Source organism: Corallococcus sp. AS-1-12, from assembly GCF_020036995.1.
In the GTDB taxonomy this organism is placed as follows: domain Bacteria; phylum Myxococcota; class Myxococcia; order Myxococcales; family Myxococcaceae; genus Corallococcus.
The window spans coordinates 52,280-79,088 of record NZ_JAIQDD010000006.1 but is presented as its reverse complement, the minus strand read 5'-3'; the positions used below and the strand labels follow the sequence as shown (position 1 = coordinate 79,088).

Genomic DNA, 26,809 nt, shown 5'->3' with positions numbered 1-26,809 from the left:
ATGGGCCGCTACATCCTCCGGCGACTGGGCTTCTACCTCATCGCCGCGTGGGCCTCGCTCACGCTCAACTTCGTGATCCCGCGCCTGGCCCCCGGCGACCCGGCCGCGGCCATGTTCGCGCGCTTCGAGGGCAAGGTGGCCCCGGAGGCCATGGGCGCGCTGAAGGCCGCCTTCGGCTTCACGGACGCGCCGCTCTACGCCCAGTACTTCACCTACCTGAAGCACCTGGTGCAGGGCGACCTGGGCATGTCCTACGCCTACTTCCCCGCGCGCGTGTCGGAGGTCATCGGCACGGGCCTGATGTGGACGGTGGGGCTGGCCGGCGTGGCGGTCGTCATCAGCTTCGTCGTCGGGTCCTTCCTGGGCGTGCTCGCCGCGTGGAACCGGGGAGGGTGGCTGGACTCGGGGCTGGCTCCGGCGCTCGCGTTCCTGGGGGCCTTCCCGTACTTCTGGCTGGCCATGCTGGCGCTGTACCTCTTCGGCTTCGTGCTGGGGTGGTTCCCGCTGCGCCACGCGTACGGGCACGACATGGAGCCCGGGCTGTCGTTCGCGTTCGCCGCGGACGTGGCCCGCCACGCGGTGCTGCCCGCGTCCTCCATCGTGGTGGCCACGCTGGGCGGGTGGATGCTGGGCATGCGCAACACGATGGTGGCCACCCTGGGCACGGACTCCATCCGGCTGGCGCACGCGCGCGGCCTGCCGCCCCGGCAGGTGATGCTGCGCTACGCGGCCCGCAACGCGCTGCTGCCCAACGTCACCAGCTTCGGCATGGCGGTGGGCTTCGTGCTGTCCGGCTCGCTGCTCACGGAGATCGTCTTCTCCTACCCGGGCACGGGCTACCTGCTCATCCTCGCCGTGCGCAACCAGGACTACCCGCTGATGCAGGGGCTCTTCCTGGTCATCACCCTGGCGGTGCTCGCGGCGAACTTCGCCGTGGACCTCCTCTGCCTCTGGCTGGATCCGAGGACCCGCGCCCATGCGTGACTTCCTGCGAAGGCTCGCCCGCCACCGGAAGGCGGCGGTGGGCGGAGGCCTGCTCCTGTTCTTCCTCCTGCTCGCGGTGGTGGGGCCCTTCTTCGTGATGGACCCCACGGAGCTCGTGGGCCGGCCGCACCAGCCGCCCAACGCGGCGCACTGGTTCGGCACCACCGGTCAGGGGCAGGACGTGCTCGCGCAGACGGTGGTGGGCGCGCGCGAGACGCTGGCGGTGGGCTTCGCGGTGGGCGCGCTCGTGACGCTGATTGGCGCGCTGGTGGGCATCACCTCCGGCTACCTGGGCCGCCGCGTGGACGACGTGCTGTCGCTCACCACCAACGTGTTCCTCGTCATCCCCGGCATGCCGCTGGCCATCGTGCTGGGCGCGTACCTGCCGTCCGGCCCGCTGCGCATGGTGGCGGTGCTGACCGTGGCCGGCTGGGCCTGGAACGCGCGCGTGTTCCGCGCGGAGTCCCTGGCGCTGCGCGGGCGCGACTTCGTGTCCGCCGCGGTGGTGGCGGGGGAGAGCCACTCGCGCATCGTGTCGCGGGAGCTGTTGCCCAACATGGCGTCGCTCTTGGGCTCGTCGTTCATCGGGAACACGCTCTATGCCGTGGGCGCGCAGGTGGGCCTGGAGTTCCTGGGCCTGGGCGACGTGAGCGCGGTGACGTGGGGCACCAACCTCTACTGGGCCGCCAACGACGCGGCGCTGCTCACGCGCTCCTGGTGGATCTTCGTCCCCACGGGCCTGTGCATCGCGCTCGTGGGCTTCGCGCTCACGCTGGTCAGCTCCGCTATCGACGAGATGACCAACCCCGCGCTGCGCGTGCACAAGCCGGCGGCGCTGCCCGCGAGCACCGCTCCGCGCGCGCACCTGGAGAAGCCGGTGCCGGGCGTGCTCTTGCGCGTTCAGGACCTGTGCATCGACTACGCGACGGAGAAGGGCGCTTCGCGCGTGGTGGACTCGGTGTCCTTCGACGTGGCGCCGGGCGAGGTGTTCGGTCTGGCGGGGGAGTCCGGCAGCGGCAAGTCCACCATCGGCTCCGCGCTGCTGGGCCTGTTGCCTGCCTCCGCGCGTGTCACGCAGGGGCGCATCCTCTTCAACGGCATGGACGTCACCGCGCTGGAGGGCCCGGCCCTGCGCGCGTTCCGCTGGCGTCAGGTGTCCATGGTGTTCCAGAGCGCCATGAGCGCGCTCAACCCGGTGCTCACGCTGGGCGAGCAGTTCCACGACACGCTCGCGGCGCACGGCCGCGTGTCGCGCGCCGCGTCCTACGCCCGCGCGCGGGAGCTGCTGGGCATGGTGGGCCTTTCACCGGACCTGGTGACGGCGTGGCCGCACCAGCTCTCCGGCGGCATGCGGCAGCGCGTGGGCATCGCGCTGGCGCTGGCCCTGGAGCCCCGGCTGGTCATCATGGACGAGCCCACCACGGCGCTGGACGTCGTGGTGCAGAAGGAGCTGCTCCAGCGCATGGTGGAGCTCAAGCAGCGGCTGGGCTTCGCCATGCTCTTCATCACGCATGACCTGCCGCTCCTGCTCGCGCTGTCGGACCGCGTGGGCGTGCTCCAGGGCGGAAAGCTGGTGGAGGTGGACACGTCCGCGAACCTGCGCGCCGGAGCCCGCCACCCGTACACGCAGCTCCTGCTGTCCTCGTTCCCGCACCTGTCCGCGAAGGACGCCGCGCCGCCGCCGGTCCAGCAGGCGCCGGAGCTGTCCGTGTCCCGGCCGTCCACGCGCGTCGCCGCCATCCCCGGAGGTCACCGATGAGCGCGCCCCTCCTGGAGGCGGAGGGCCTCACCCGCAGCTACCTGGCGGGCGGCTTCTTCTCCCGCGAGCGCAAGCCCATCCTCAAGGGCGTGTCCTTCTCCCTCCAGCCGGGGGAGATCGTCGCGCTGGTGGGCGAGTCCGGCAGCGGCAAGTCCACGCTGGCGCGGCTCCTGGCCCGGCTGGACATGCCGGACGCGGGGCAACTGCGGCTCGCCGGACGCGACGTGCTGGCGGACGGCGGCGCGCAGGCGTCGCTCGACTACCGCGGCCGGGTGCAGATGGTGTTCCAGGATCCGTTCGCGTCCCTCAACCCCGTGCACACGGTGGCCTATCACCTGGAGCGCCCGCTGGTGCGCCACGGCCGGGTGCCGAAGTCCGGCCTTCGCACGCGGGTGCTGTCGCTGCTGGAGTCCGTGGGCCTGACGCCCGCGGAGGCCTTCGCGAAGCGCTACCCGCATGAGCTGTCCGGCGGCCAGCGCCAGCGCGTGGCGGTGGCGCGCGCCCTGGCGGTGGAGCCGCAGGTCATCATCGCGGACGAGCCCACGTCCATGCTGGACGTGTCCACGCGCAAGGGCGTGCTGCAACTGCTCCGCGGCCTCACGCAGGAGCGCGGCATCGGCATCCTGTTCATCACCCACGACCTGGCGAGCGCGCGGCACCTGGCGGACCGCATCCTCGTGCTCTATGCGGGCACGGTGGTGGAGGCGGGCAGGGCGGACGAGGTGCTGCGCCAGCCGCGCCACCCGTACACGAAGCTGCTCCTGTCCGCGGTGCCGGATGGGGACGACTTCCTCCAGGCCGCGCTGCCGGTGCGCCCCGCCACGGGCCCCGCGCCGCTCGTGGGCTGCCCCTTCGCTCCGCGCTGTCCGGTGTCCGAGCCGCGCTGCTCCACCCTCACGCCTCCCGACGTCCTGCCGGCCGCGAATCACCTCGTCCGCTGCCACCTTGAAGTTCCGAAAGGAGTTACCGCCGATGCGTCAGTTTCCTCCTGACTTCCTTTGGGGAGTGGCCACCTCCGCGTACCAGATCGAAGGTGCCACCCGCGTGGACGGCCGGGGCGAGTCCATCTGGGACCGCTTCGCCGCCACCCCGGGGAAGATCCAAGACAAGTCCGACGGCTCGGTGGCCTGTGAGCACTACCGCCGCTGGCCGGAGGACATCGAACTGATGCGCTGGATGGGGCTGAAGTCCTACCGCTTCTCCATCGCGTGGCCGCGCATCCTCCCGGAGGGCCGGGGCCGGGTGAACGCCCCGGGCGTGGACTTCTACTCGCGCCTGGTGGACTCGCTGCTGGGCGCGGGCATCGAGCCCTTCGTCACGCTCTACCACTGGGACCTGCCGCAGGTGCTGGAGGACCAGGGCGGCTGGCCCGCGCGCGCCACCGGCGACGCCTTCGTGGAGTACGCGGACGTCATCAGCCGCGCCCTGGGCGACCGCGTGAAGCGGTGGATCACCCACAACGAGCCCTGGTGCATCAGCTACCTGGGCTATGGCAACGGCGAGCACGCCCCGGGCCACAAGGACTGGAACAAGATGCTGGCCGCGGCGCACACGCTGCTGGTGTCGCACGGCAACGCGGTGAAGGTGCTGCGCGCCAACGTGAAGCACGCGGAGGTGGGCATCACCCTCAACCTCACGCCCGGCGAGCCCGCGTCGCCCAGCCCGGAGGACGCGGACGCGACCCGCGACTTCGACGGTGGCTTCAACCGCTGGTTCCTGGAGCCGCTCTACGGCCGGGGCTACCCGAAGGACGTGATGGAGGACCACGTGAAGGCGGGCCGCGTCGCGTCCCCGCACCTGGACTTCATCCAGCCGGGCGACCTGGAGACCATCGCCACGCCCACCGACTTCCTGGGCGTGAACTTCTATTCGCGCGCCGTCCTGCGCAGCAACCGCATCCCGGAGGAGCAGAACGCGCCCCGCACCGTGTTCGTGCGCCCGGACAAGACGGACATGGACTGGGAGGTGTGCCCGGCCTCCCTCACGCGCCTGCTGGTGCATCTGGAGAAGGAATACAAGCCGGGCCCCATCTACATCACGGAGAACGGCTGCGCGTACTCCACCGCCCCCGGCGCGGACGGCCGCGTGCACGACGTGCAGCGCGTGGAGTACCTGCGCGGGCACCTGGAGGCGTGCGGTGACGCCATCGCGCAGGGCGTGAACCTGGCGGGCTATTTCGCGTGGTCGCTGCTGGACAACTTCGAGTGGGCCTACGGGTACACCAAGCGCTTCGGCCTGGTGTGGGTGGACTACGCCACCCAGCAGCGCATCCCGAAGGACAGCGCCCATCTCTATCGCGACGTCGTGGCCCAGAACGGCCTGGACGTGGAGCAGGCCGCTTGAAGAAGCTCTTCCTGACGACGTGTCTGGCGTTGTGCGGCGGCACCCAGGCGTGGGCCCAGGTGTCCGGAGCGGGCTCCCCCCTCCAGTCGCCGCCCGCCGCGCAGCCTCCCTCCGCGGGCCCCGTGGACGCCGCCGCGCCTTCGGACGCGAAGCGCACGACGGTGACGCGGGTCATCCAGGACGAGCGCGGCTTCAAGCTCCAGGTGGACGGCAAGGACTTCCCCGTCCACGGCGTGAACTGGGGCTACACGCCCATCGGTGAGAACTACCGGTACTCGCTCTGGACGCAGCCGGAGGACTTCATCAAGCAGGTGCTGGCGAAGGAGATGGGTATGCTCCGCGACGCGGGCTTCAACGCCATCCGCCAGTTCGACGACATCCCGCCCGTCTGGGTCGAATACATCTACCGGAACTACGGCATCCATACGCTGCTCAACCCGCTGATGGGGCGCTATGGCCACCCGGTGAACGGGGTCATGGTCGCCAACATCGACTACTCGAACCCGGAGCACCGCAAGGCCATCCTCGGCGCGCTGGCCGAGAAGGTGGAGCTCTACCGGGACGTGCCCGGCGTGCTCATGTGGCTGTTGGGCAACGAGAACAACTACGGCCTGCACTGGACGTCGTTCGAGATCGAAGCCCTGCCGGGCCAGGAGGACGCCGCGCGCGCGGAGTCGCTCTACACGCTCTATGGCGAGGCGGCCCGCACGGTGAAGAAGCGGGACACGAACCACCCGGTGTCCATCGCCAACGGCGACCTCCAGTACATCGACCTCATCGCGAAGCACTGCCAGGACCTGGACGTGCTGGGCACGAACGTCTACCGCGGCCCCACCGCGCGCGACCTGTTCGCGGAGGTGAAGGCCAAGCTCAACAAGCCGGTGTTCTTCAGCGAGTTCGGCGCGGACGCCTACGACGCCCGCGCGGGCCGCGAGGACCACGTGGCGCAGGCGGAGTACCTGCGCACGCAGTGGGAGCAGATCTACCTGGAGGGCTACGGCCAGGGCCTGTCCGGCACGGCCCTGGGCGGCTTCGTGTTCCAGTGGGTGGACGGCTGGTGGAAGCACGGCCAGGAGTCCAACCTGTCCATCCACGACACCACCGCGACGTGGCCCAACGGCGGCTACGCGGCCGACTTCGTCCCCGGCCAGAACAACATGAACGAGGAGTGGTTCGGCATCGCGGCCCTGGGCCCGCCGGACTCCAACGGCATCAGCGGCATCCAGCCGCGCACCGCCTACTACGTCCTCCAGGCCGTGTTCCGCCTGGACCCGTACGCGCCCACCACCAACCCGGACGTCATCCGCGACTACTTCGCGGGCATCCGTCCGTCCGCGCTCACCAGCGGCTACACCTCGTCGGTGGCGCTGGCCCGCACGGAGGAGCTCAGCGCGGTGCGGGTGTCCAACCTGCGGCTGCTGCTGGACAGCTCGCTGTCACGCGGGAGCATCGCGACGGTGCGGCCCAACCAGAACTCCGCGGACCACACCGAATCCATCTTCTTCGACCTGGCGTTGCAGCCGGCCAGCGGCGTCTACGGCCGCGCGTCGTTCAACGTCGTGGGCAACGTGGCGCAGAACCGGCTCAACAACCTGTTCTACGAGAACCGAGGCACGCCCGCCACGCCCGGCACGGGACAGGTCCCCGTGGGCCCCGGCGCCCCCGCGCGCGAGCAGTCGCCGTTGGATCGCTTCGCGCTGTACCAGGCGGAGTTCAAGTTCGACCGCTCGGACTTCGCGCTGGAAGGCTACTACCGCACCGGCCACTACCACTGGGGCGAGGAGGGTGACTTCTTCAACCTCTACCGCGAGGCGAACTACGGGCCGAACCTGGACATCTACCACGGCAACGCGCCCTTCGGCGTGGTGTTCAGCGGCAAGAAGGCCCTCGACGGGCTGAAGGTCGCCGTGGGGCCGGAGCTGTACTGGGGCGCCAACCCCTCCGTGGTGGCGAAGTACCGCGACAACGTGGGCCCGGTGAACGTGACGCTGGTGCACCAGGAGGACCTGGCGCAGGGCTCGTCGTCGTCCACGGCCTCCGTGGTGCGCGAGCGCATCGCGCGCAGGACGGCGCTCAACTTCCAGTACGCCACCGGCAAGCTGGTGCTGGACGTGGGCGGCCTGCTCTCCGCGCCCCAGCGCATTGGCGAGACGTTCACCTATACGCGCGCCGCTCCGGAGGGCGGCCCCAGCTACCTCAACAGCGGCTACGACGTGCTCCAGGACAAGGTGCAGTTCCTGGACACGCTGGGCGCCAAGGCGCGGCTCACCTACGACATGGGGCCGGTGCGCTGGCTGGTGCAGTCCTCCTTCCGCGGCCTCGTCGCGGACAGCGGACCGGAGCAGGGCAACATCATCACCGGCTGGAGCCTGCGCGAGAGCGGCCGCGGCAACCACTACTCGGGCCAACTGGGCGCCGCGTTGCAGTTCGGCTCGCTCCAGGTGTCGCCCAACGTGCTGTACCAGAAGCCCCTCATCGGGCCGAACCCCACCATCCCGGACGCGTACGACCCGGGCTCGGGCATGTACTACGCGGGCGTGCGGCCGCGCAGCGTGCTGGTGGACGCGTTCAGCGTGCTGGACAACCGCGAGACGCTGGGCGGCGAGCTGCTCATCACCTTCGACCCGACGCCGGGCACCTGGTTCTGGTCGTGGGACCGCGACATGCGCGAGGACGCGCCCTTCGCCGCGGGCCTGGACATCGTCTACCGGCACCAGCCCACGTCCCGCGACGCGGGCATCGCCATCCTCGCGGACGGCAGCACCGTCGCCTTCGGCAGCGCGCCGGTGGCCCGCGACGAGTGGGAGACCTCCCTGCGCCTGGTGGGCAACCCCACCCAGCGCCTGCGCCTGTACGGCACGGCGTACGTGGGCAGCCAGCAGTCCTCCGGCGAGGACAGCCGGCAGATCCACCGCTTCGGCCTGGACGGCTCCGCGCTCTACGACACGCTGCTGCTGGCGGCCCAACTGCGCTTCAACGACTGGGGTCCGTACGACTACCACCGCGTCTTCAACCTCACCTACCCGGTGCAGTTGGGCGGGGATTTGTCCTACGGCTTGAAGAAGCCGGTGCTGGGCGCGGTGACCACGCGCTTCGGTCTGCGCGGGCTGGTGCGGATGCTGAACGAGTACTCGGAGGGCCTCAACGAGCGGGGCATCACCGAGGGCCTGAAGGGTCGCGAGTACGAGGTGGGCGCGTATGCCATCCTTTCTCTCTGAGGGAGCACGCATCATGAGGACTGGTCTCCTGCTGGCCGCCGTGGCCGCGCTGTCCGGCTGCTACGACGACCCGACCATCATCTACGGCAAGCCGCTGGACGGGATGACCTTCACGGTCACCGACCCGGCCATGGGCATCTACCCCAACACCTCCGTGCTGGAGGATCCGAACAACCCCTTCGCGATGTCGGGGGTGGGTACGGAGACGAAGTGGCGGATCCAGTCCGGGGCGGACCCCGTGGCGGCCTACTACGCGTGGGCCACGGTGCTCGCGAACGGGCCCTATGGCGAAGCGCAGTACTACGTGGCCCTCAACCTGGCGGCCATCTACCAGCGGGGCCTGGCGGACCAGGGCAGCCTGGCGCAGACGCGCGAGATGGCGGTGAAGGCCTACCAGTCCGTGCTCGACAACTTCCCGGACGCGGTGACGTACGACGCCTCCGGCACGGTGGCCTACGAGCTGGTGACGCCCGCGTACAAGGGCGTCGTCGAGCTGGGCGGCACCGTGGCGGGCGGCTGGGTGATGGTGAAGACCTCCAGTGGTGCGGACCGGGCGGTGAAGCCATGAAGAAGCCAGCGTGGGGCCTGTTGCTGCTGCTCGCCGCCTGCCGCCCGGATCCGGGCCCGGCGGACTACTCCGGCCAGGAGCTGCCGGGTAACCCGAACCCCGACGGAGGGACGGAGCCGGACCCGCAGATGCTGCCCGGGCCGTTCCCCTACGAGGCCGGCAAGGCCCGCCTGATGGTGGGCATCTTCTACGAGACGGGCCGCTCGCAGGAGATCATCCTCGACAACGTCGACTCCAACTTCTACCTCTACGAGAACACCGTCTACGTGGAGTCGGATCCGGACCACGTCGAGGGCAGGTCCGCGGACCGCATCGTGCAGAACGGCAAGCCGTGGATGGGCTTTGGCGTGCACTGGAAGCAGACGCACAACTTCGACACCTGGAAGACGCTCCACGTCAGCATGAAGTCGTCCGACGCCGCCTTCGCCAACGTGAAGATTGGCATGAGCAGCGGCACGGGCACCGCGGAGAAGGGCGCTCCGCTCGCCGTCGGCAACTATGGCTGGGCGAACGATGGTGAGTGGCACCACCTGGCCATCCCCGTGGCGGACTTCGTCGCGGCGGGCCTGAAGCTCAACGACGTCTCGTCCCCGTTCACCTTCGCGGCCGAGGGTGGAACGGCCGGACAATCCCTCCTGCTGGACAACCTGTACTTCACCGCGGATTAGGCAGGAACGCAGTGCCAGGAAGGGCGGGCCGGCTGTCGCCGTGTGACAGCCGGAACGCCCGGGCCTTGTCTTGACGCCGCCGTCACGCCCCCGCGTGCGGTGTCGCTCAGGGCAGGGATGCGGTTGCTGTTCCTACTCAAGGAGTCATCCCCCAATGTCTGGATCCTTGCCGCAATTGTCAAGCAGGGGCGCAAGCCCATGTCTCCGTGAAGCACCGCGTGTCTGGTTGTTACAGGCCATCGCCGCGGTGCTCATGCTGGTGTCGCTCCTGGGCGCGTCCGACGCCCGCGCGCAGACGAACGTCGCGCTGAACAAGACCACCTTGACCTCCTCCGCGGAGGGGCCCTTCCTGGGGCAGTACGCGGTGGACGGCGACGGGGGCACCCGCTGGGCCAGCGGCTTCACGGCGAACGAGTGGATCACCGTGGACCTGGGCCAGACGCGCACGATTTCGCGCGTGGTGCTCACCTGGGAGGCCGCCTACGCCACGGTCTACAAAATCCAGGTCTCCAACGACAACACCACCTTCACGGACGCGCTGACGGTGAACACCGGTGACGGCGCGGTGGACGACCTGTCGCTGCCGTCCGGCATCACGGGCCGCTACGTGCGCATGCAGGGCGTCACGCGCGCGCTGCCCGCGTATGGCTATTCGCTGTGGGAGTTCGCCGTCTATGAGACGGGCGGCACGACGCCGCCTCCCGCCAACACGGACCTGGCGCGCAACCGCCCGGCCACCGCGTCCAGCGTGGAGGCGGACGCCGCGGGGCTCCAGCCGGGCTTCGCGTTCGACGGCGACGTCAACACGCGCTGGGCCTCCGCGCAGGGCGTGGACCCGCAGTGGATCCGCGTGGACCTGGGTTCGTCCCAGGTGGTGGGCAAGGTGGTGTTGGACTGGGAGGGGGCCTACGGCAAGACGTACACGATTGAAGGCTCCAACAACGACAGCACCTGGACCCCGCTCAACACGGTGACCAACGGCGCCATCGGCCGCCGGGAGATTCCCGTGTCCGGCACCTGGCGCTACCTCCGCATGCGCGGCACGGAGCGCGGCACGGGCTACGGCTACTCGCTGTGGTCCTTCGAGGTCTACCAGAGCGGGGGCACGACGCCGCCGCCCACGCAGACCACCAACCAGACCCTCAAGCTGAACTTCCCGGAGCTGGCGTACGCGAAGATCAACGTGTCGCCCGCGCCGCTGTCGGTGACGCCGGTGCCGGAGGAGGGCAACACCACGCCGTCCGTGCGCAACCCGCCCGGGCCCTTCACGTACCAGCTCACGTTCCCGCCCAACACGACGGTGACGCTGTCGAAGAACCAGTTCTCTCCCACGCAGCCCAACACGGACATCCGCCTGGCGGTGGTGGACGTGAACGGCGTGCAGCAGCGCGCGCAGTCCGTCACGGCGCTCGCGGTGCAGGGCGCGGACTGGAACGTCGAAATCTTCTCCACGGGCAACGGCCCCACGGATCCGCGCGACCCGACCATCATCCCGGACCCGTACGTGGCGCCCGCGCCGCTGCCGGTGGCCGGAGCGTTCCGCCTGGTCTCGCCGGTCAACAACGCGATGCTCACCGCGACCCGCCGTCCCACGCTTTCGTGGGCCCCGGTGACGGGCGCGACGAACTACAAGCTCTACGTCAACCTCACGCGCGACGACTACGACTGGATGGCGGCGGGCAACCTGCTGGACCGCTACACGCAGGTGGCGTCGCAGACGGGCACGTCCTTCACCTTCACGGAGGACCTGCCGGACCGCTGGACGTACAAGTGGTACGTCGTGGCCACGTTGTCGGGCGGCACCACGTCGCGCTCGGACATCGGCAACTTCAGCGTGTACCTGCCGGTGGTGGAGACGCAGGCGGACGGCGTCAACCTCATCAACGGCATCCGCGACCTGAACAAGAACGGGACGATTGAACCGTACGAGGACTGGCACAACCCCATCTCCGTGCGCGTGAACGACTTGCTGGGCCGCATGACGCTGCGCGAGAAGGCGCTGCAGATGTTCTACGACGCCAAGACGTACCCGGAGGCGGGCTTCCAGATGGGGCCCCTGTCGCCCACGGACATCCCCCTGTTCCAGAAGGCGTCCGCGGCCACGCGCCTGGGCATCCCGCACATCGACGCGGGTGACACCATCCACGGCTACAAGACGAGCTGGCCCACGCAGCCGGCGCTCGCGGCCACGCGCGACCTGGACACGATCCACGAGATGGGTGACATCCAGCGCCGTGAGCAGTTGGCCATTGGCAGCCGAGGCACGCTGTCGCCGCTGGCGGAGGTGAACACCAAGGTCCTGTATCCGCGCACGCAGGAAGGCAACGGCGAGGACGCGGACCTGGCGGCGGGCATCACCCGCGCGCTCATCGCGGGCCTCCAGGGCGGTCCGGAGGTGAACCCGAGCTCCATCTGGGTGACGACGAAGCACTGGCCGGGGCAGGGCGCTGGCGGTGAGGCGGGCATCACCTACGACGGCACGACCCTCCACTACCACATGCGTCCGTGGCACGCGGCCATCGAGGCGGGCACCAGCGGCATCATGCCGGGCTACGCGGGCAGTTGGCTCCTGGGGCCGGAGGGCTACGGCGCGGGTGACAACCCGGGCATCCTCAACTACCTGCGCAACCAGTTGAAGTACGACGGCGTCATCTGCTCGGACTGGCTGCCGTCGGGTTCGTGGGTGCGCTCCGCCACGGCGGGCTCGGACGTGATGGGCGGCGCGACGCCGCAGGCCATGGCCAACTTCGAGAACGAGGTCCCCCTCGCGCGCATCAACGACTCCGTGCGCCGCATCCTGGACCTGAAGTTCCGCCTGGGCATCTTCGAGGACCCGTACAAGCAGGGCCCGGCGGGCACGTCCCAGTGGCACACCGCGGACAGCAAGGCGGCGGTGCGCCGGGCGTCGCAGGAGGCCATGACGCTGCTCAAGAACGACGGCGCGCTGCCCATCCGCCTGCCGGCGGGCGGCAAGCTGGTCATCGCGGGCCCGCGCGCGGACGACATGTCCTGCATGGTGACCTGGCGCTCGGACTTCCACGGCAACGAGTTCGGCGACCCGACCATCTACGCGGCGGTGAAGGCGCGCGCGGAGGCGGCGGGGCTCACGGTCTACAAGGACAACGCGCCCGCGGGCGTGACGCCGGACGCGGCCATCGTGGTGGTGGGCGAGAGCTACTTCACCCACGGCACGGAGTGGGACAAGGAGAAGCCGTACCTGCCGGGCGACCCGATTGGCCCCGCCCACGACGCGAAGTGGGGCGACCAGTACGGCATCATCAACGGCTTCAAGTCGCGGGGCATCCCCACGACGGTGGTCGTCATCAGCCCGCGGCCCTATGTGCTGACGAACGTGGTGCCGCTCTCCAACGCGCTGATGCTGGCGTACCGCCCCGGCGACATGGGCGGCTACGCGGTGGCGGACGTGCTGTTCGGTGACGTGCTGCCGCGCGGCAAGACGCCCTGGCAGCTCCCGCGGAGCATGAGCCAGATCGGCACGGACGTGGAGAGCAACCAGTTGGAGAAGTGGGACCTGCCGTTCGACCTGGGCGCGACGGACGCGGAGCGCGCGGCCATCCGCCAGAAGATCGCGGCGGGCCTGCCGGTGCCGCCCACGTACGGCAACCCGCTGTACCAGTACGGCTCGGGCATCCAGGGCTTTGGTCTGACGGACGCGACGCCGCCCGCGGCGTTCAGCCTGCTGACGCCCGCGAACAACCTGGTGATCACCGGCACGCGTCCGGCGTTCACCTGGGCGGCGAGCAGCGACCCGCAGACGGGCATCCAGCGGTACGAGGTGTATCTGGACGGTGGCGCGATGCCGGTGGCCATCACCCAGACGCCGGCGGCGGCGCTGGACGGGCTGAAGCTGGCCAACGGGGTGCACACCTGGTTCGTGAAGGCGTTCAACTGGGCGAACGGCGTCACGCAGTCCGCGACGTTCACCTTCACGCTGAACGACACGACGCCTCCGGCGGCCTTCGCGGCGCTGTCTCCGTCGGCCGGGCAGTCGGTGCCGGGCACGTCCACGCGCTTCATCTGGGAGCAGACGACGGACGTGGGCGCGGGCGTGGCGGAGTACGTCCTCATCGTGGACGGCGCGGACCGGAGCCCCTCCATCCTGCGCAGCACGCCGGTGCCGGCGGGCACGAACCTGGCGCGGGGGAAGAACGCCTACGCCACGTCCGTGGAGTTCGGCAGCGCGAACGACGCGGTGGACGGCAGCCTGGCGACGCGCTGGTCCAGCGTGGGCACGGCGACCACGGGGGACACGGAGTCCATCACCCTCGATCTGGGGGCCATCTATTCGCTCAAGCGCATCGTGCTGAACTGGGAGGCCGCGTACGGCCGCCGTTACGTCCTGGAGGCGTCGCTGGACAACGCCACCTGGACGGCGCTGAAGACGGTGGACACCGGCGACGGCGGCATCGACGACTGGACGGTGGCCGGCGTGGGCCGCTACGTGCGCATGCGCGGCGTGCAGCGCGCGACGGCGTACGGCTACTCGCTGTGGGAGTTCGAGGTGTACGGCGTGGGCACGGAGCAGACGACGCTGGGCGGCCTGTCCATGGGAACGCACACGTGGCGCGTGCGCGCGGTGGACGGCGCGAACAACACCACGCTGTCCTCGGGGCCCATCACCTTCACGAAGTAGAGCGGGTTCAGTCACTGTCCAGCAGCCGCGCCCGCACCCGCGTCTCGTTGACTTCCGGGGCCGGCACCCAGCGCTCGAAGAGCACGACCGAGCGTGCGCCTCCCACGGACGCCACCACCGGGCCGCGCTCCGCCACGTCGGGGGTGGTGGCAAGCGGGATGCCCGCCACGTCCAGCACCGCGCCCGCTTGCGTCACCCGTGTGGCAAACACATCCGACACCGAGCGGAAGCTCAGCGGCTCGTCATCCCGCTCCCACACCACGAGGTGGACATTCCCGTCGAATGTGGCGCGCGGGTTGCCCTCGCTCAGCGGGCCGGAGGCGATGAGGAAAGGCGTGCCCGGCACCGTGCCTCCGGACGTCACTCGCATCCCATACACGTCGCTGAGGTTGGTGTTCGGGCCCTGCCACTGCTCCCATACCACCAGCACCACCGTTCCATCCGTGGACAGCGACGGGACGGATGCGACGGGCCCCGTCGTCAGGAGGGGGAAGCCGCCAGGGTCCAGCATCGTTCCCCCGGGCGTCATCCGCGCGCCGCGAATCGGCGTCCCATCCTCCGACCACGTCACCAGGAAGTTGCTCCCGGCATGCGTCACCCCGGGCGACGACGTGAAGGCCAGCCCCGAGCTGAAGCGCCGGCCGTCCGGCTCCAGCACCACGCCCGAGGTGCTTACCCGCGCGCCGTAGATTGAGAACGCGTCCATGCCCGTTTCCCTCTCCCGGTCGTCCTCCCACACCACCAGGTACACGCCACCGAAGAAGTCCACCGCGGGCCGCTCCTGGTCGCCCGTCACCGTGACGAGGGAGATGCCCGTGGCATCCAGCACCGCGCCGGAGCGGCTCACCCGTGCGCCGCGGATGTTCTTGTCGTAGCCGCCCGGCTCGCGCTCCGCCCACACCACCAGGAAGTCGCGGCCGTCCGACGCCACCTGGATGTATTGCGGGTCCATGCCGCTCGGCAGGCGGATGCCATTGACGTCCAGGACGCTCCCATCCGGCCGCATCCGCGCTGCGTACACCGTCGGCCCGTCCGGGGAGCGCGTCTCTCGCCATGCCACGAGGTACCCGTCCGCGTTGGCCGCCACCGCGGGCACCTCCTGCCGGTTCGCCGCGCGCGTGAAAAGCTTCGACGTATCGTCCAGCACCTCGCCCGGCCGGCTCACCCGCTTGCCCCGGATGTACATGGGCCCCTCGTCCGTGGCGTCCACCGCGCCCGCCCACGCGACGAGGTACCTGTCACCACCGCCGGCCACGAAGGGCAGGCGCTCCTCGGGCTCCTCTCCCTCGGAGATGGGGATACCGGACGTGTCTACCAGCTCGCCGGCCTCGGTGATGCGCGCGCCCCAGGCGCGGCGGTGTCCGGAGCGCAGGTCCTCCCAGACGATGAGCGACTTGCCGCCCTGCGGGGCCACGCGGGGGAAGCGCTGCGCGCCGCTGGCGGTGGAGATGCGGATGCCGCCCGGCTCGGACACCTCCCCGCTGTCGCGCACACGCGCGGCGAAGATGTCCGGCGCTCCTCCGCGCCGGGTGTCGTCCCACACGACGAGAAAGCGCGTGCCCGTCCAGACGACGGAGGGGTGGCGCTGCACGCCCGACGCGCGGGCAATGGGGAAGCCCAACCGGGCCCCGTCCAGGACGGTACCGTCCGGCAGCACGCGGTTGCCATAGATGTCCGGCGTGGACTCGCCGCCACGCGCGTCCGCCCAGACGACGAGGAAGCGCTCACCATTCCACGCCACCGTGGTGTCGCTCATGATGCCGGGGAGGTCGGGCGACAGCGACGCCTCGTTCTGGAGCACCGTCCCGTCGGGCAGCACCCGCCGCGCGGTGATGGTGGTGGCAAGGTCGCCGATGCTCTCGAAAGCCACCATGCACACCGTGGGCGCACAGGCGAGCCCCGGCGGCCCACCGCCAATCTCATCCGAGTTGGACACCGTGAAACGCGGCCCCACCACTGCGCCGCCCGGGCTCACGCGCGTGCCGAAGATGCCGTCGCTCGAGTTCCTCCACACGACGACGAAGTTCGTCCCGTCATAGGCCACGCTCGGGTCTCCGGAGGGCAGCGAGGGCTCCGGGTTGAGCGCGATGCCGGACGGATCTTTCAACGTGCCGTCCGGGTCCATGCGCGAGGCGAACACGCCGCCCACGCGCGTGTCCCGCCACACGACGAGGAATCGCCCGCCACCAAAAGCAATCGCGGGCCCGCTCTCCGCCAATCGCTGGGGCCTCAGCCGGGGCGCGGTGACATCGAAGGGAGGAGACACGCTCAGCCCCGCGGCTGCCGCTTCCGCCGTCTCCTCCGGCTCCAGGAGCAACGTGTCTTCCGGCATCGAATCACAGGCGAGGAGGAGTCCCGCCAGCACCGCACGCCACACCGCTCCAGGCAACCTGGCACCGCTTCGCCGGCTCATTCATTCCCCCTCTTGAAAGGACAGCGGAACGTCAGCCGCAACGCCGGATGCGGCAACTGTCCGTCAAGGCCACGAGGGCTTCAGGAGCACACGCCAGCCCCTCCCACGTGGGTGGGCGTGGTCCGCTCTCGTGGACAGGTGGACCCTGCCGCTGCCCGTTCGAACTCGGCTGGCGCAGCGCAACCGATTGCCGAGTGCATGCGTTGCCGGCGCTCTCGAAGGACTCCCCCCGCTTGCTCCACCATGCCTGCTCGCTCAATTTCAAGCCCCGCTCCAGGGTGAGGGCTTGAGGTGAGGGGAGGGGCGGCCGGAGTCACGGGCCGCCCCTTCTTTTTGGGGACTACGGCGTGGGCGCGGCGACGGAGGCCTTGGCTTCGGCCTCCGCGCGCTTCGTGGCCTCGGCCTGGGCGGCGGTCTTCAGGCTGGCGAGGCCCTTCTCGAAGTCCTTGCCCACGACCTGGTCCATGTCCATGAACAGGCACATCGCCTTGCTGATGAAGTTGTGGTCGCCGGTCATGGTCCAGTGGACGGTGGTGCCAGTGTCAGCGGGCTTGAACGCGAAGGTGGTGATGCTGGTGGAGGCGAAGGGCTTGATGAACTCCAGCTTCACGCGGATGGACGCGTTGACCGAGGCCTCTTCAATGGTCATCTGGCCCTGGCCCACGTCGTCGTTGCCGGTCCACGCATAGGTGGCGCCCACGCCCGACTCCGCGCCGCCAAAGGTCCGCTTCATGTCCGGGTCGAGGCCCTCCCAGGGAGACCACTGGTTCCACTGGTGGAAGTCATTGACCAGGCCGAACGCGATGTCGGGCGAGCCCGGCACGGTGGCGGAGCGCGTGACGGTGAAGGTATCGGGGCGCGTGGCGACGAAGCCGGCGAACAGCGCGAGCCCTGCGACGGCGCCAATGGCAATCTTCTTGAACATGAAGTTCCTCGAAAGGGTTCCCCTGTGCGGGGAGGCCGCGTCATAGGCCGCCCGTTCAGTCCGGCTCAAGCCCCCCAGTGCGCGGCCCGCCGTGACGCGGTGTGCGGAGCGGGGAGCGCGGCCTCCTTTTTCGAAACCGCTTCAAGCGTCGCTCTCGAGGAGCTATGCGCCATCTCGGCCTCGCACCATGCTCACGCCTTCCTTGATGCTGACCCCTGACACCGCGAAACACCTGTCCCTGCTGCGCACGCTGGGGGAGCCGGAGCTGTCGCAGTGCTCGCGGTGGCAGTGGCTGGGGTGGGATGCGTCGTCGCGCTATCTGCTGTCCGTCCAGAAGCAGGGGGGCGTCTCGCTGCGCTGGTGGGACCTGCATGCGCAGACCCATCAGCCGTCCTTCGCGAGGTCCGTCCCCGGCTGTATCGCCGCGTGGTTCCTGCCTGACGCCCAGCGGCTGTTGTCGGTGACCGTGCGTGGCACCCTTCAGACATGGTCCGTGTCCGACGGCCAGTTGCTGTCCTCCGTGGAGACGGGCGGCTCCGTCTCTCACGCATCCCTGTCCGCGGATGGCACGCGCCTGCTGCTCGTGGCGAGCGTGGGCCGTGTGATGCTCTGGGACCTGGAGCGGCGCTGGCTCGTCTGGCGGAAGGAGGACCCCTGGCAGTTCCACGGCTGCGCGCTCTCTCCGGATGGCGCTTTCGCCGCGGCGGGGGCCGGCGAAGAACTTCAGGACGCCGACACCCATGCGTCCCTGCGCCTCTGGGACGCGCGGACCGGCAGGCGCGTCACGACCCGCGCCTTCGACGCACGGCGGACCTGGGCCGTGGCCTTCACGCCGTCCGGTGAGCACCTGGTCGCCGCGACCTCCTCGGGGGAGCTCCTGTTCCTGACGCTGCCCGCCCTGGAGATCGTCCGGAGCCTCAGGGCCCCCGCATCGCTGGCCATCCACCTGGAGTTCAACCCTGCGGGTTCCCTGCTGGCGGCCAGCCCCGACACGAGCGCGTTCGCCATCATCGACGTCCGCGACGGGCAGCATGTCTTCGCGTACTCCGACCTGGACGACCAGCAGGGCAGCACCGCGAACTTCTCGCCCGACGGGCGCTTCGTGAGCTGGGGCCTGGATGACGGCAAGGTGGGCATCTGGGGCGTGAGGAATGGATGGTAGCGTGTCTGCCATGCGCCCAGTCCCGTCCTTGTTTGTTCTGGCCTTCCTTGCGGCCTTCACCGCCCAAGCCCAGACCCGCATTCCTCCTCCGCCTTCGGGCGCCTATGGCGTCGAGGTCTCGAAGTTCATCGAGGCGGACGCGCTCCAGGAAGCGTCCGGGCTGACCTGGGCACCGGACGGCTCAAACCGCCTCTTCGTGGTGCTCAAGGGCGGCAAGGTCCGGGTCATCCAGAACGGGGCGCTCCTGCCCACGCCCTTCATCGATGAAGCGGTGGCGACGGGGGGTGAGCAGGGTCTTCAGAGCCTGGTCTTCGATCCGGCCTTCGCGACCAACCGCTACGTCTACGTGTTCGCGAACCAGCCGAACGTCGACGTGGGAGGTGTCACCCGGTTCATCACGCAGATCCTCCGGTTCAGGGACTCGGCGGGCGTCGGTGTCGAGCGGACCGTCATCGTCGACAACATCCCCTCGGGCTCGAGCCACAACGGCGGAGGGCTGGCCTTCGGTCCAGATGGCCGCTTGTACTTTGGGGTAGGGGACCTGGGCTCGTCCGAGGGTGGCAATGATGACCTGAGCCAGATGGCGTCGAAGATCCTTCGCGTCAACAAGGACGGGACCATCCCCACGGACAACCCGTTCTACGACGACTGGGGGCCGAACAACGACCTCATCTGGGCGCGGGGCTTCCGCAATCCCTTCCGGATCCGCTTCCAGCCTGCGACCGGGAAGCTCTGGGCCAACGTCGCAGGCGAGGCCGCCGAGCAGATCTTCAGCGTGGGCCGGGGCGACCATGGGGGCTGGTGGCAGTACGAGAACAACCAGCCCGCCGGCTTCCTGTCGCCGCTGGTCGCGTACACGCCAGGCCAGTGGGAGGAGTACACCTTCACGTCGACAGGTGCCGTGCGCAAGAACGGCGTCGCGACGTTCACCGTGGATGGCACCTATCCGGTCTCCTCTCTGCGCAAGGGCAAGAAGGTGCACCTGCGCGATGTGCGGGACCCCAGCTTCAACGGCGTTGGCTTCATCACGGGCTTTCCCACGCCCTTGTCCTTCACCGTGGCGCAGCCCGGCCCGGATGCGGTGAGCGGAGGCGGTGGGCTGAAGACAGACCCGATGGGGGATGCCGTGGTCGGCGGCGCGTTCTACGCCGGCACACGCTTTCCTTCCGACTACGAGGGCGATTACTTCTTCGCGGACTTCGACGGGAGCGTGTTCCGGGTCGACCTGGGAGCGGACGGCTCCGTGAACAAGGTGGACCTCGTGGTGAACTACTCCGACTGGGAGTCGTTCACCGACGTCGCGGTGGGGCCGGACGGCGCGCTGTATGTGCTGTCCTTCGGCAACACGATCTACCGCGTCACGCCGCTGCCCGTGGGCCAGGGCGTGATCGTCTCCACCCAGGACCTGGTCATCCCCGAAGGAGGGTCGAAGACGCTCACGGTCTCCCTGGCCATGCCTCCCACGGCCCCGACGTATGTGGCGCTCGAGCGGCGTGAAGAGGACTCGGACATCCGGGTGAGCGCCGGGCAGCCGGTCCTGTTCAACGCGACCAACTGGAGCGTCCCGCAGTTCATCACCCTGAGCGCGGACCAGGACGCGGACTCGCAGGTCGATCACGCCACGTTCTTCGTCACCATGGACCAGGGTTTCCCGGAGGGCGTGCCCGGCGTGGAGATCCACGCGCGCACCGAGGAGGATGAAGTCCAGGCGCTCAAGCTCTCCACCACCTCGTTCGACCTGGATGAGGGGATGGGCGGCACCTTCACCGTCGGCCTGACCTACGTGCCGACCTCCCCCGTGACGGTCACCGTGGCCCGCACGTCGGGGAGCACGGACGTGACCGTCACCGGCGGCGCCTCCCTGACCTTCACGCCCGAGGACGGCACCTCCACGAAGACGGTCACCGTGGCGACCGTGCGCGACACGGACAGCGAGGACGACGTGGCCTTGCTGACGGTGTCCTCGCCGGGCCTCACCTCGCGGGTGGTCACCGTCATCGCCAGGGACGTGGCCGGCGCGCCTGCCATCACCTCCGCGCCCGTGACGCAGGCGACAGTGGGAAAGCCCTATGCGTACACGGTCACGGCGATCGGGAAGCCCGCGCCGTCGCTGACGCTGGTGCAGGGGCCGCAAGGCATGACGCTGGACCCTGTGAGTGGGCGTCTGTCCTGGACGCCCGCGACCGAAGCGACCGCGACCGTCTCCGTGCGCGCCAGCAATGGACAGTCGCCGGATGCGGTCCAGACGTTCCAGGTCCGGGTCCAGGCGTCATCAATCCCTGACGCTGGCACCCAGGCGGACGCGGGCAGCGCCGTGGACGCGGGCTCCCAGCCGGATGCCGGAGCCAGGCCGGACGGGGGAAGTGGCGCGGACGCGGGGCCCGTTCAGGACGGCGGCACGGTGACGGATCCCGACGAGGATGATTCCGGCGGTTGCAGTGCCGGCGCCACCGCGCTTCCGGGTGTCCTGGCCTGGTGGCTGCTCGCGGGAGTCGTGTGGAGGCCCCGCCGCACCCGGCGATAGAAGGTCTCTCAACGGCGGCGGGAGTGGCGGCGCAGCGTTCTCAGGGAGAAGGCCCCCGCGAGCGCGATGATGAGCGCCGCCATGGCGAGCACGCTGACGCCATCGTACTTCGACAGGTCGAGCACGATGGGCCGAGGTCGTGGCCGCTGCCGCATTTCGTCAAAACGAACAGTGCCCCCCAGGGGCTCCGCCTCCCGCCCGCCGATGATTAGTCTTCCGCCACGAGGAGGTGGACGTGACGAAGCCGCGCCAGGCGGTCCGGAAGCAGACGCGCACGCCGCACGAGCGGCGGCATGACACCGCGCTGCTCATCATCGACGTCATCAACGACCTGGAGTTCCCCGGCGGGGAGAACGTCCTGCCCTGGGCGCTGCGCATGGTGGAGCGCCTGGGCCCCTTCGCTCAGAGGATGCGCACGGCGGGCGTCCCGGTCATCTACGTCAACGACAACTTCGACCTGTGGCGCAGCAACTTCACGGACGTCTACAAGCACTGCACCCGGCGGGACAGCCGGGGCCAGCGGGTCGCCCGCGCGCTCAAGCCCCGGCCGGATGACTACTTCATCCTCAAGCCCAAGCACTCGGCCTTCTTCGCCACGTCGCTGGTGCCCCTCCTGGAGCACCTGGGCACGAAGAAGCTGCTGCTCGCGGGCATCGCCACCAACCTGTGCGTCTTCTTCAGCGCCCACGACGCGCACATGCACGAATACAAGATCACCGTGCTCAGCGACTGCTGCTGCGCGGAGAGCGACAAGGACCACGACCTGGCCCTGGAGCAGCTCCAGCGCTTCCTGCGCGTGCGCGTGTGCCGGGGGGACGAGGTGCACCTGCAACCCCGCTCGCGCCGCCGCGCCACGCGCAAGCCCCCGCCGGAATGGAAGTGACGGGGGCCCCCTGACACGCGGGAGGACGGCTCAGACGTCCTTGTCACCGTCGTCATCGTCGTCGTCGAGGATGTGGCACTTGCCCGCGTCCTCGTCGAGCGCCTTGCCGATGAACTCCTTCACCAGCTCGTCGCCGTTGAAGACCAGGGACAAGGAGGTCTGCTCCCCGCCCACGTCCTCCTTCCTGCCCACCTGGAGCTTGCCGCCCAGCGCCGTCGCGTTCCCGTCGACGTGCGCGCCCGCGGACACCCGCACTTCGCCGCCAATGGACACCACGTCGCCCTTCACCTTCGCGCCGGGCTCCAGGATGACGCGGCCCCGGATGGCGGCCACGTCGTTGTCCACCACCGCGCCCTTCTTCACGATGACGTCGCCGTCCACGGCGACCGCGTCCTTGATCTTCTCCCCGGGCTCGATGACCAGGTTCGTCCCCTGGACCGCCTTGCTCCCGTCCTTGACGTTGACGCAGATGGCCTTGGCGGGGGCCTTGGCCGGCTTCTTCGCCGGCTCCGCCGCCAGGGCGGGAACGGCCAGCGTGCAGGCGAGCAGCAGGGTGGGCAGGAGCGGGCGACGCATGGCGGAGACCTCCGGAAGACGGAAGGGGAGCGGCATGCCCTTGCTACGGACGGCCGCGTCCCCCATTGCGTCCGGTGCCCCGCGTCAGCCGAGCACGTCCTTCGCCGCGTCGATGGCCTCGTGCGTCCCCGCGAGCGCGAGGATGTCACCCGCGCGCAGCACCTCCTGCGCGGTGGGCACCAGCACGCCCGCGTCGCCCCGCCGGATGGCCAGCACCGTGGCCCCCGTCATCCCGCGCAGGTTGAGCTCCGCCAGCGTCCGGCCCACCGCCGCGCTGGACTCGCCGAGCGCCACCGACTCCGGTTCGCCGATGCCGGGCAGCATCTGACGCACGCCGTGCAGCACGTCCGGTGACGGCTCGTCCTCGTCGCCCTTGGCGTGGGACTGGGCCGCGAGCGCCTCCACGATGACCTGCGCGCCCGCGCGCATGTGGCCCTGCAGGTTCGTGGCGCTCTTCCAGAAGGCGAAGCCCATCACCCCCAGGGACACCAGCAGGATCACCGCGCCGGGCACGCCGGGCAGGAACGGCTGGGTGATGGCCAGCACCGGCACGCCCACCATGAAGACGCTGGCCAACTGGAGCGCCACCACCAGCACCCGCCGGGGCGCCGCCGCCAGGTCCACCTTGCCGTTGGCCGCGGCCGGGAGCGCGCCCTCCGCGAGCACCACGCCCAGCCGCCGCCCCATGCGCACGATGCCCACGCAGAAGGGCAGGGCCAGCGCCGTGGACAGGCCGATGACGATCCACGGCGTCAGCGTCTTGCCCCAGCCCATGCGCTCGTCGATGAACTCCGTCACCTGGGGCAGCAGCACCGACGTGCCAATGACGATGATGGTGATGAACGCCGCGTCCAGCAGCATCAAGAGCCCCATGCGCCGCACGCGCGCGCCCACCGTCTTCTGGCGCGGCGACGTGCGCAGGTTCTCCACCCAGCTTCCGTACAGCGACGCGAACGTCTGGAGCGGCGCCGGCAGCTTGCGGTCCACCCAGTTGGCGATGGGCCCCGACGCGCGGATGAGCCACGGCGTCGTCAGCGTGGTGATGGCGGACACGGCCACCGCCACCGGGTAGAGGAACGTGCCCGTCGCCTTCAGCGACAGGCCCAGGCCCGCGATGATGAAGGAGAACTCGCCAATCTGGGACAGGCTCAGGCCCGCTTGCACGGACGTGCGCGTGCCGTTGCCCGTGAAGAACGCGCCCAGCGACACGCTGAGGATCTTCCCCCCGATGACCACGCCGGTGAGCACCGCGATGGCCAGCCAGTGCTCGCGGATGAGCGCCGGGTCGATCAGCATGCCCACCGACACGAAGAACACCGCGCCGAACAGGTCGCGCACCGGCTGCACCAGGTGCTCGATCTCCTTGCCCTCGCCGGACTCCGCCACCAGCGAGCCCGCGAGGAACGCACCCAGCGCCACCGAGTAGCCGAACGTCTGCGCCAGCAGCGCGCCCGCGAAGCAGATGCCCACGCTGGTGACGAGCGTCGTCTCCGGCCGCTGGAGCTTCGTGATGTAGCGCATCAACCGGGGCACGACGAACAGGCCAATGGCGACCAGGCCCACGAGGAACGCGGCCAGCCGGCCCACCGTGTACGCCAGGTCCCCGGCGGACAGGCCGGTGCCGCTGGACACCGCCGTGAGCATGGCCATCAGCAGGATGCCGATGAGGTCCTCCACGATGAGGATGCCCACCACGATGCCGCGCAGCGCGCCCCGGATGTTCTGCTCGTCGAACGCCTTGGCGATGATGGTGGTGCTGGAGATGGCGATGCAGCAGCCGGTGAACAGGCTCTCCAGCATCGTCCAGCCGAAGGCGCGGCCGATGATGAAGCCCAGCCACACCATCACGCTGCACTGGATGACGGCGGTGAGCCCCGCGGTGGGCCCCACCTGGAACAGCCGCCGCAGGCTGAACTCCAGCCCCAGGGAGAACATCAGCAGGATGACGCCCAGCTCCGACAGCGTCTGCACGATGCCAGGGTCCGCCACCAATGGGATGGGGACGTGCGGCCCGATGATGAAGCCCGCGAGGATGTAGCCCAGCACCACCGGCTGGCGCAGGCGCTGGAAGAGGACCGTGGTGACCGCCGCGACACATAGGACGGTGGCGAGGGCTTGGAGGAACGCGTGGGCGTCGTGCATGGGGGCGCCTCTGGAGGTGATGGGCTCTCGATGACCGGCCCCGCCCGCGCTGCGCGGGGCCGGATCCTCAGGAAGTTAGGGCGGACTCAACCGCATCGCTCGAGGGCAATGGCCCCGGCGATGATGAGCAGGCACAGCAGTCCGCTCCACAACAGGCGCGCGCCCTGCCACTGATCGTGGGTGGCGCCGCCCTGCTGGGCCTGCGGCGGGGAGGAGGGGGTGGGTTCGGGGGAAGGGGAGGAAGACATGGGAAAAAGGGCCTCGCGCGGCCGCGAAGGGCGCACCGCGTGTGGGAAGGTTCGTGTCGTGGGAAGGGCCTGCCCGCCCGAGCCCCAGGGGTCACACCAGGGCGGAGACGGGCGCGCTCCCGTGAACAGGGGAAGCGGGACGCGGAAGAACCGCTCAGCCCCAAACGGGCGGGCCCTGCGCCGGGCAGTTCACCGTCCGGGGACGGTCCGCCAGCGGCGTGAGCCGGGAGGGGAGCGCCCGGGCAAGCAGGCCCTCGGCCCGCGCCAGCATCCGCGCGTCATGGCGCGCGAGGATCGCGCGCAGCGTGTCCAGCCGGGGCGTGAACGGCGTCGAGGGGCGCAGGCCGGTGCCATCGCCGTCCACCTGATCGCGCGTACCCGTCCGTGGCGCGGCCACGTGCGAGCCATGCAGCAGCCCCGCCTCCTCCCACCCCAGCTTCGGGGTGGAAGGCGCGCGCGACAGCGCATGCGTCCGTGACGCCGCGGCCTCCGGGTGGGCGCCGTGACGGGGCGCGGACGGCAGCCCCACCATCCCCAGGAACCAGGCCAGCACCGCCGCGCACACGACCGCCGCCAGGGCGAACCTGGCCTCGCGGGGGGCTTCACGCCCGGTGTGGGAAGGGACCGGCGTCATGGATGGGGGGGCTAAGCGTGTCGCACCCGATGCGACAGTCGGGCAACGACAGAAAACAGGTCGGCGGATTGCCTTTATACGCAGCAGGGTGCGGACGCACCTCGGAAAATCGCGCCCTTGGCGACGAAAACGTCAGGTGATGGCGTCCCGGGACGATTTCAGCATCGCGCCAGATTGACGTTGCCACCCCATCGGAGATATCCCCTTTCGGCAACCGAAAATGCGAACCATTCTCAACTTCGACGACGGATTGGGTGCTGCCCCGACACTGCCGCAGGCTGTGACGGTCCGTGCGGATCCGGTGCGGAGCCCGGCGGGACTCTTCCAGTCCGCCACGGCGACGGCGGAGGGGGGATGGGGGCGCTGGAGCGGGGCGTTGCTGACCGCGACCGTGGCGCACGTGCTGGCGGTGGCGGTGGGGTTGATGATGCCGGGCCGCCCCGTGCCCGAGCCCAGGAAGCCGGAGCCGGAGCTGGTGTTGATGGCCTACGCGCCGCCTCCGCCGCCGTTGGGTGGCGGCGCGCTGAAGAAGGCGGCCGCGGAGCCGGTTAAGCCGGTGGTGCAGAAGCCTCGCCCGAAGCGGCAGGAGCTGGTGGTGCCCGCGAAGGTCCCGGAGCCGGTGAAGGAGCCGGAGCCGGTGGTGGAGCAGGTGGAGACCCCGGCCGCGACGGAGGTGGCCGCGGTCGCGTCGCAGGCGCCCGCGGGTCCGGGCGTGCCGGACGGCGCGGTGGGCGGCGTCGTCGGGGGCGTGGTGGGCGGAGTCGTGGGCGGCAAGGTCGGCGGGCAGGGCACCGCGCCGCCCATCTACACGCCGCGCGAGGTGATGAAGCTGCCGGTGCTGCTGTCCGGCAAGCCGGAGTATCCGCGCCGCGCCCGCGAGGACGGAATCACCGGCGTGGTGATGGTGATGGTGGTCATTGGCACGAACGGCGCGGTGGAGCCGGGCTCGCCGCGCATCCATCGCTCGGTGCCGGGGCTGGACGAGGCCGCGCTCGAGTCCGTGGCGGGCTGGCGCTTCTCGCCCGCCCTGGGACATGACGGCGCGCCGGTGCGCGTGAAGGTCGTGATCCCGGTGAAGTTCGCCCTGAGGTAGTCCCCTTCGCGGTCC

The 26,809-nt window shown here is 70.0% G+C and carries 18 protein-coding genes; 12 read left to right on the top strand and 6 right to left on the bottom strand.

Annotation, left to right across the window (positions count from 1 at the left end; genetic code table 11):
* The 8 genes from K8556_RS12115 (at position 1) to K8556_RS12080 (ending at position 14,194) form a co-directional block, all read left to right on the top strand.
* Positions 1 to 984, top strand: a complete 984-nt coding sequence (locus K8556_RS12115) for an ABC transporter permease (protein WP_223740207.1) — start codon at positions 1 to 3, stop codon at positions 982 to 984.
* Positions 977 to 2,743 carry a dipeptide/oligopeptide/nickel ABC transporter permease/ATP-binding protein gene (locus K8556_RS12110; RefSeq protein WP_223740206.1) on the top strand — a complete coding sequence of 589 codons (1,767 nt, stop codon included), beginning with the start codon at positions 977 to 979 and terminating at the stop codon, positions 2,741 to 2,743. Before K8556_RS12115 ends, K8556_RS12110 begins: the two co-directional genes overlap by 8 nt.
* On the top strand, positions 2,740 to 3,735 hold the full coding sequence (locus K8556_RS12105) for an ABC transporter ATP-binding protein (protein ID WP_223740205.1): 996 nt from the start codon (positions 2,740 to 2,742) through the stop codon (positions 3,733 to 3,735). The genes K8556_RS12110 and K8556_RS12105 overlap by 4 nt, the downstream gene beginning before the upstream one ends.
* Positions 3,716 to 5,086: a GH1 family beta-glucosidase gene (locus K8556_RS12100; RefSeq protein WP_223740204.1), complete on the top strand. Its 1,371-nt coding sequence runs from the start codon at positions 3,716 to 3,718 to the stop codon at positions 5,084 to 5,086. The genes K8556_RS12105 and K8556_RS12100 overlap by 20 nt, the downstream gene beginning before the upstream one ends.
* Positions 5,083 to 8,304 carry a glycoside hydrolase family 2 TIM barrel-domain containing protein gene (locus K8556_RS12095; RefSeq protein WP_223740203.1) on the top strand — a complete coding sequence of 1,074 codons (3,222 nt, stop codon included), beginning with the start codon at positions 5,083 to 5,085 and terminating at the stop codon, positions 8,302 to 8,304. Before K8556_RS12100 ends, K8556_RS12095 begins: the two co-directional genes overlap by 4 nt.
* Before the next feature lie 13 nt (positions 8,305 to 8,317).
* Positions 8,318 to 8,872 (top strand): hypothetical protein, encoded by a 555-nt coding sequence (locus K8556_RS12090; RefSeq protein ID WP_223740202.1) that lies wholly within the window; start codon positions 8,318 to 8,320, stop codon positions 8,870 to 8,872.
* Positions 8,869 to 9,540 carry a putative glycoside hydrolase gene (locus K8556_RS12085; RefSeq protein ID WP_223740201.1) on the top strand — a complete coding sequence of 224 codons (672 nt, stop codon included), beginning with the start codon at positions 8,869 to 8,871 and terminating at the stop codon, positions 9,538 to 9,540. The genes K8556_RS12090 and K8556_RS12085 overlap by 4 nt, the downstream gene beginning before the upstream one ends.
* 154 nt (positions 9,541 to 9,694) lie before the next feature.
* A complete protein-coding gene (locus K8556_RS12080) occupies positions 9,695 to 14,194 on the top strand; it encodes a discoidin domain-containing protein (protein ID WP_223740200.1) in 4,500 nt (1,499 codons plus the stop codon).
* 7 nt (positions 14,195 to 14,201) lie between these two features.
* On the opposite strand, the gene K8556_RS12075 is transcribed toward K8556_RS12080, so the two are convergent.
* Positions 14,202 to 16,607, bottom strand: coding sequence for a hypothetical protein (locus K8556_RS12075; protein WP_223740199.1), 2,406 nt, complete (start codon positions 16,605 to 16,607; stop codon positions 14,202 to 14,204).
* Positions 16,608 to 16,947: 340 nt separating this feature from the next.
* Positions 16,948 to 17,532 (bottom strand): SRPBCC family protein, encoded by a 585-nt coding sequence (locus tag K8556_RS12070; RefSeq protein ID WP_223740198.1) that lies wholly within the window; start codon positions 17,530 to 17,532, stop codon positions 16,948 to 16,950.
* Positions 17,533 to 17,719: 187 nt separating this feature from the next.
* Between K8556_RS12070 and K8556_RS12065 the strand changes: the two genes are divergently transcribed.
* The 3 genes from K8556_RS12065 to K8556_RS12055 all read left to right on the top strand — a co-directional run bounded on the left by K8556_RS12065 (position 17,720) and on the right by K8556_RS12055 (position 22,101).
* A complete protein-coding gene (locus K8556_RS12065; RefSeq protein WP_223740197.1) occupies positions 17,720 to 18,694 on the top strand; it encodes a WD40 repeat domain-containing protein in 975 nt (324 codons plus the stop codon).
* A gap of 10 nt (positions 18,695 to 18,704) precedes the next feature.
* Complete coding sequence (locus K8556_RS12060; RefSeq protein ID WP_223740196.1) at positions 18,705 to 21,218, top strand: sorbosone dehydrogenase family protein; 2,514 nt, start codon at positions 18,705 to 18,707, stop codon at positions 21,216 to 21,218.
* Positions 21,219 to 21,453: 235 nt separating this feature from the next.
* On the top strand, positions 21,454 to 22,101 hold the full coding sequence (locus K8556_RS12055; protein ID WP_223740195.1) for an isochorismatase family cysteine hydrolase: 648 nt from the start codon (positions 21,454 to 21,456) through the stop codon (positions 22,099 to 22,101).
* Between the two features lie 30 nt (positions 22,102 to 22,131).
* Here K8556_RS12055 and K8556_RS12050 read toward each other — a convergent pair whose 3' ends face one another.
* From K8556_RS12050 to K8556_RS12035, 4 genes are all read right to left on the bottom strand, one after another.
* Positions 22,132 to 22,677, bottom strand: coding sequence for a hypothetical protein (locus tag K8556_RS12050; protein WP_223740194.1), 546 nt, complete (start codon positions 22,675 to 22,677; stop codon positions 22,132 to 22,134).
* Positions 22,678 to 22,761: 84 nt separating this feature from the next.
* Positions 22,762 to 24,819, bottom strand: coding sequence for a cation:proton antiporter (locus K8556_RS12045; RefSeq protein WP_223740193.1), 2,058 nt, complete (start codon positions 24,817 to 24,819; stop codon positions 22,762 to 22,764).
* A gap of 86 nt (positions 24,820 to 24,905) precedes the next feature.
* Positions 24,906 to 25,067 (bottom strand): hypothetical protein, encoded by a 162-nt coding sequence (locus tag K8556_RS12040; RefSeq protein ID WP_223740192.1) that lies wholly within the window; start codon positions 25,065 to 25,067, stop codon positions 24,906 to 24,908.
* A 154-nt stretch (positions 25,068 to 25,221) separates the two neighbouring features.
* Positions 25,222 to 25,701, bottom strand: coding sequence for a hypothetical protein (locus tag K8556_RS12035; RefSeq protein WP_223740191.1), 480 nt, complete (start codon positions 25,699 to 25,701; stop codon positions 25,222 to 25,224).
* Between the two features lie 376 nt (positions 25,702 to 26,077).
* Here K8556_RS12035 and K8556_RS12030 point away from each other — a divergent pair, with 376 nt between their 5' ends.
* Positions 26,078 to 26,794 (top strand): TonB family protein, encoded by a 717-nt coding sequence (locus K8556_RS12030; RefSeq protein WP_223740190.1) that lies wholly within the window; start codon positions 26,078 to 26,080, stop codon positions 26,792 to 26,794.
* Positions 26,795 to 26,809: the final 15 nt, after the last annotated feature.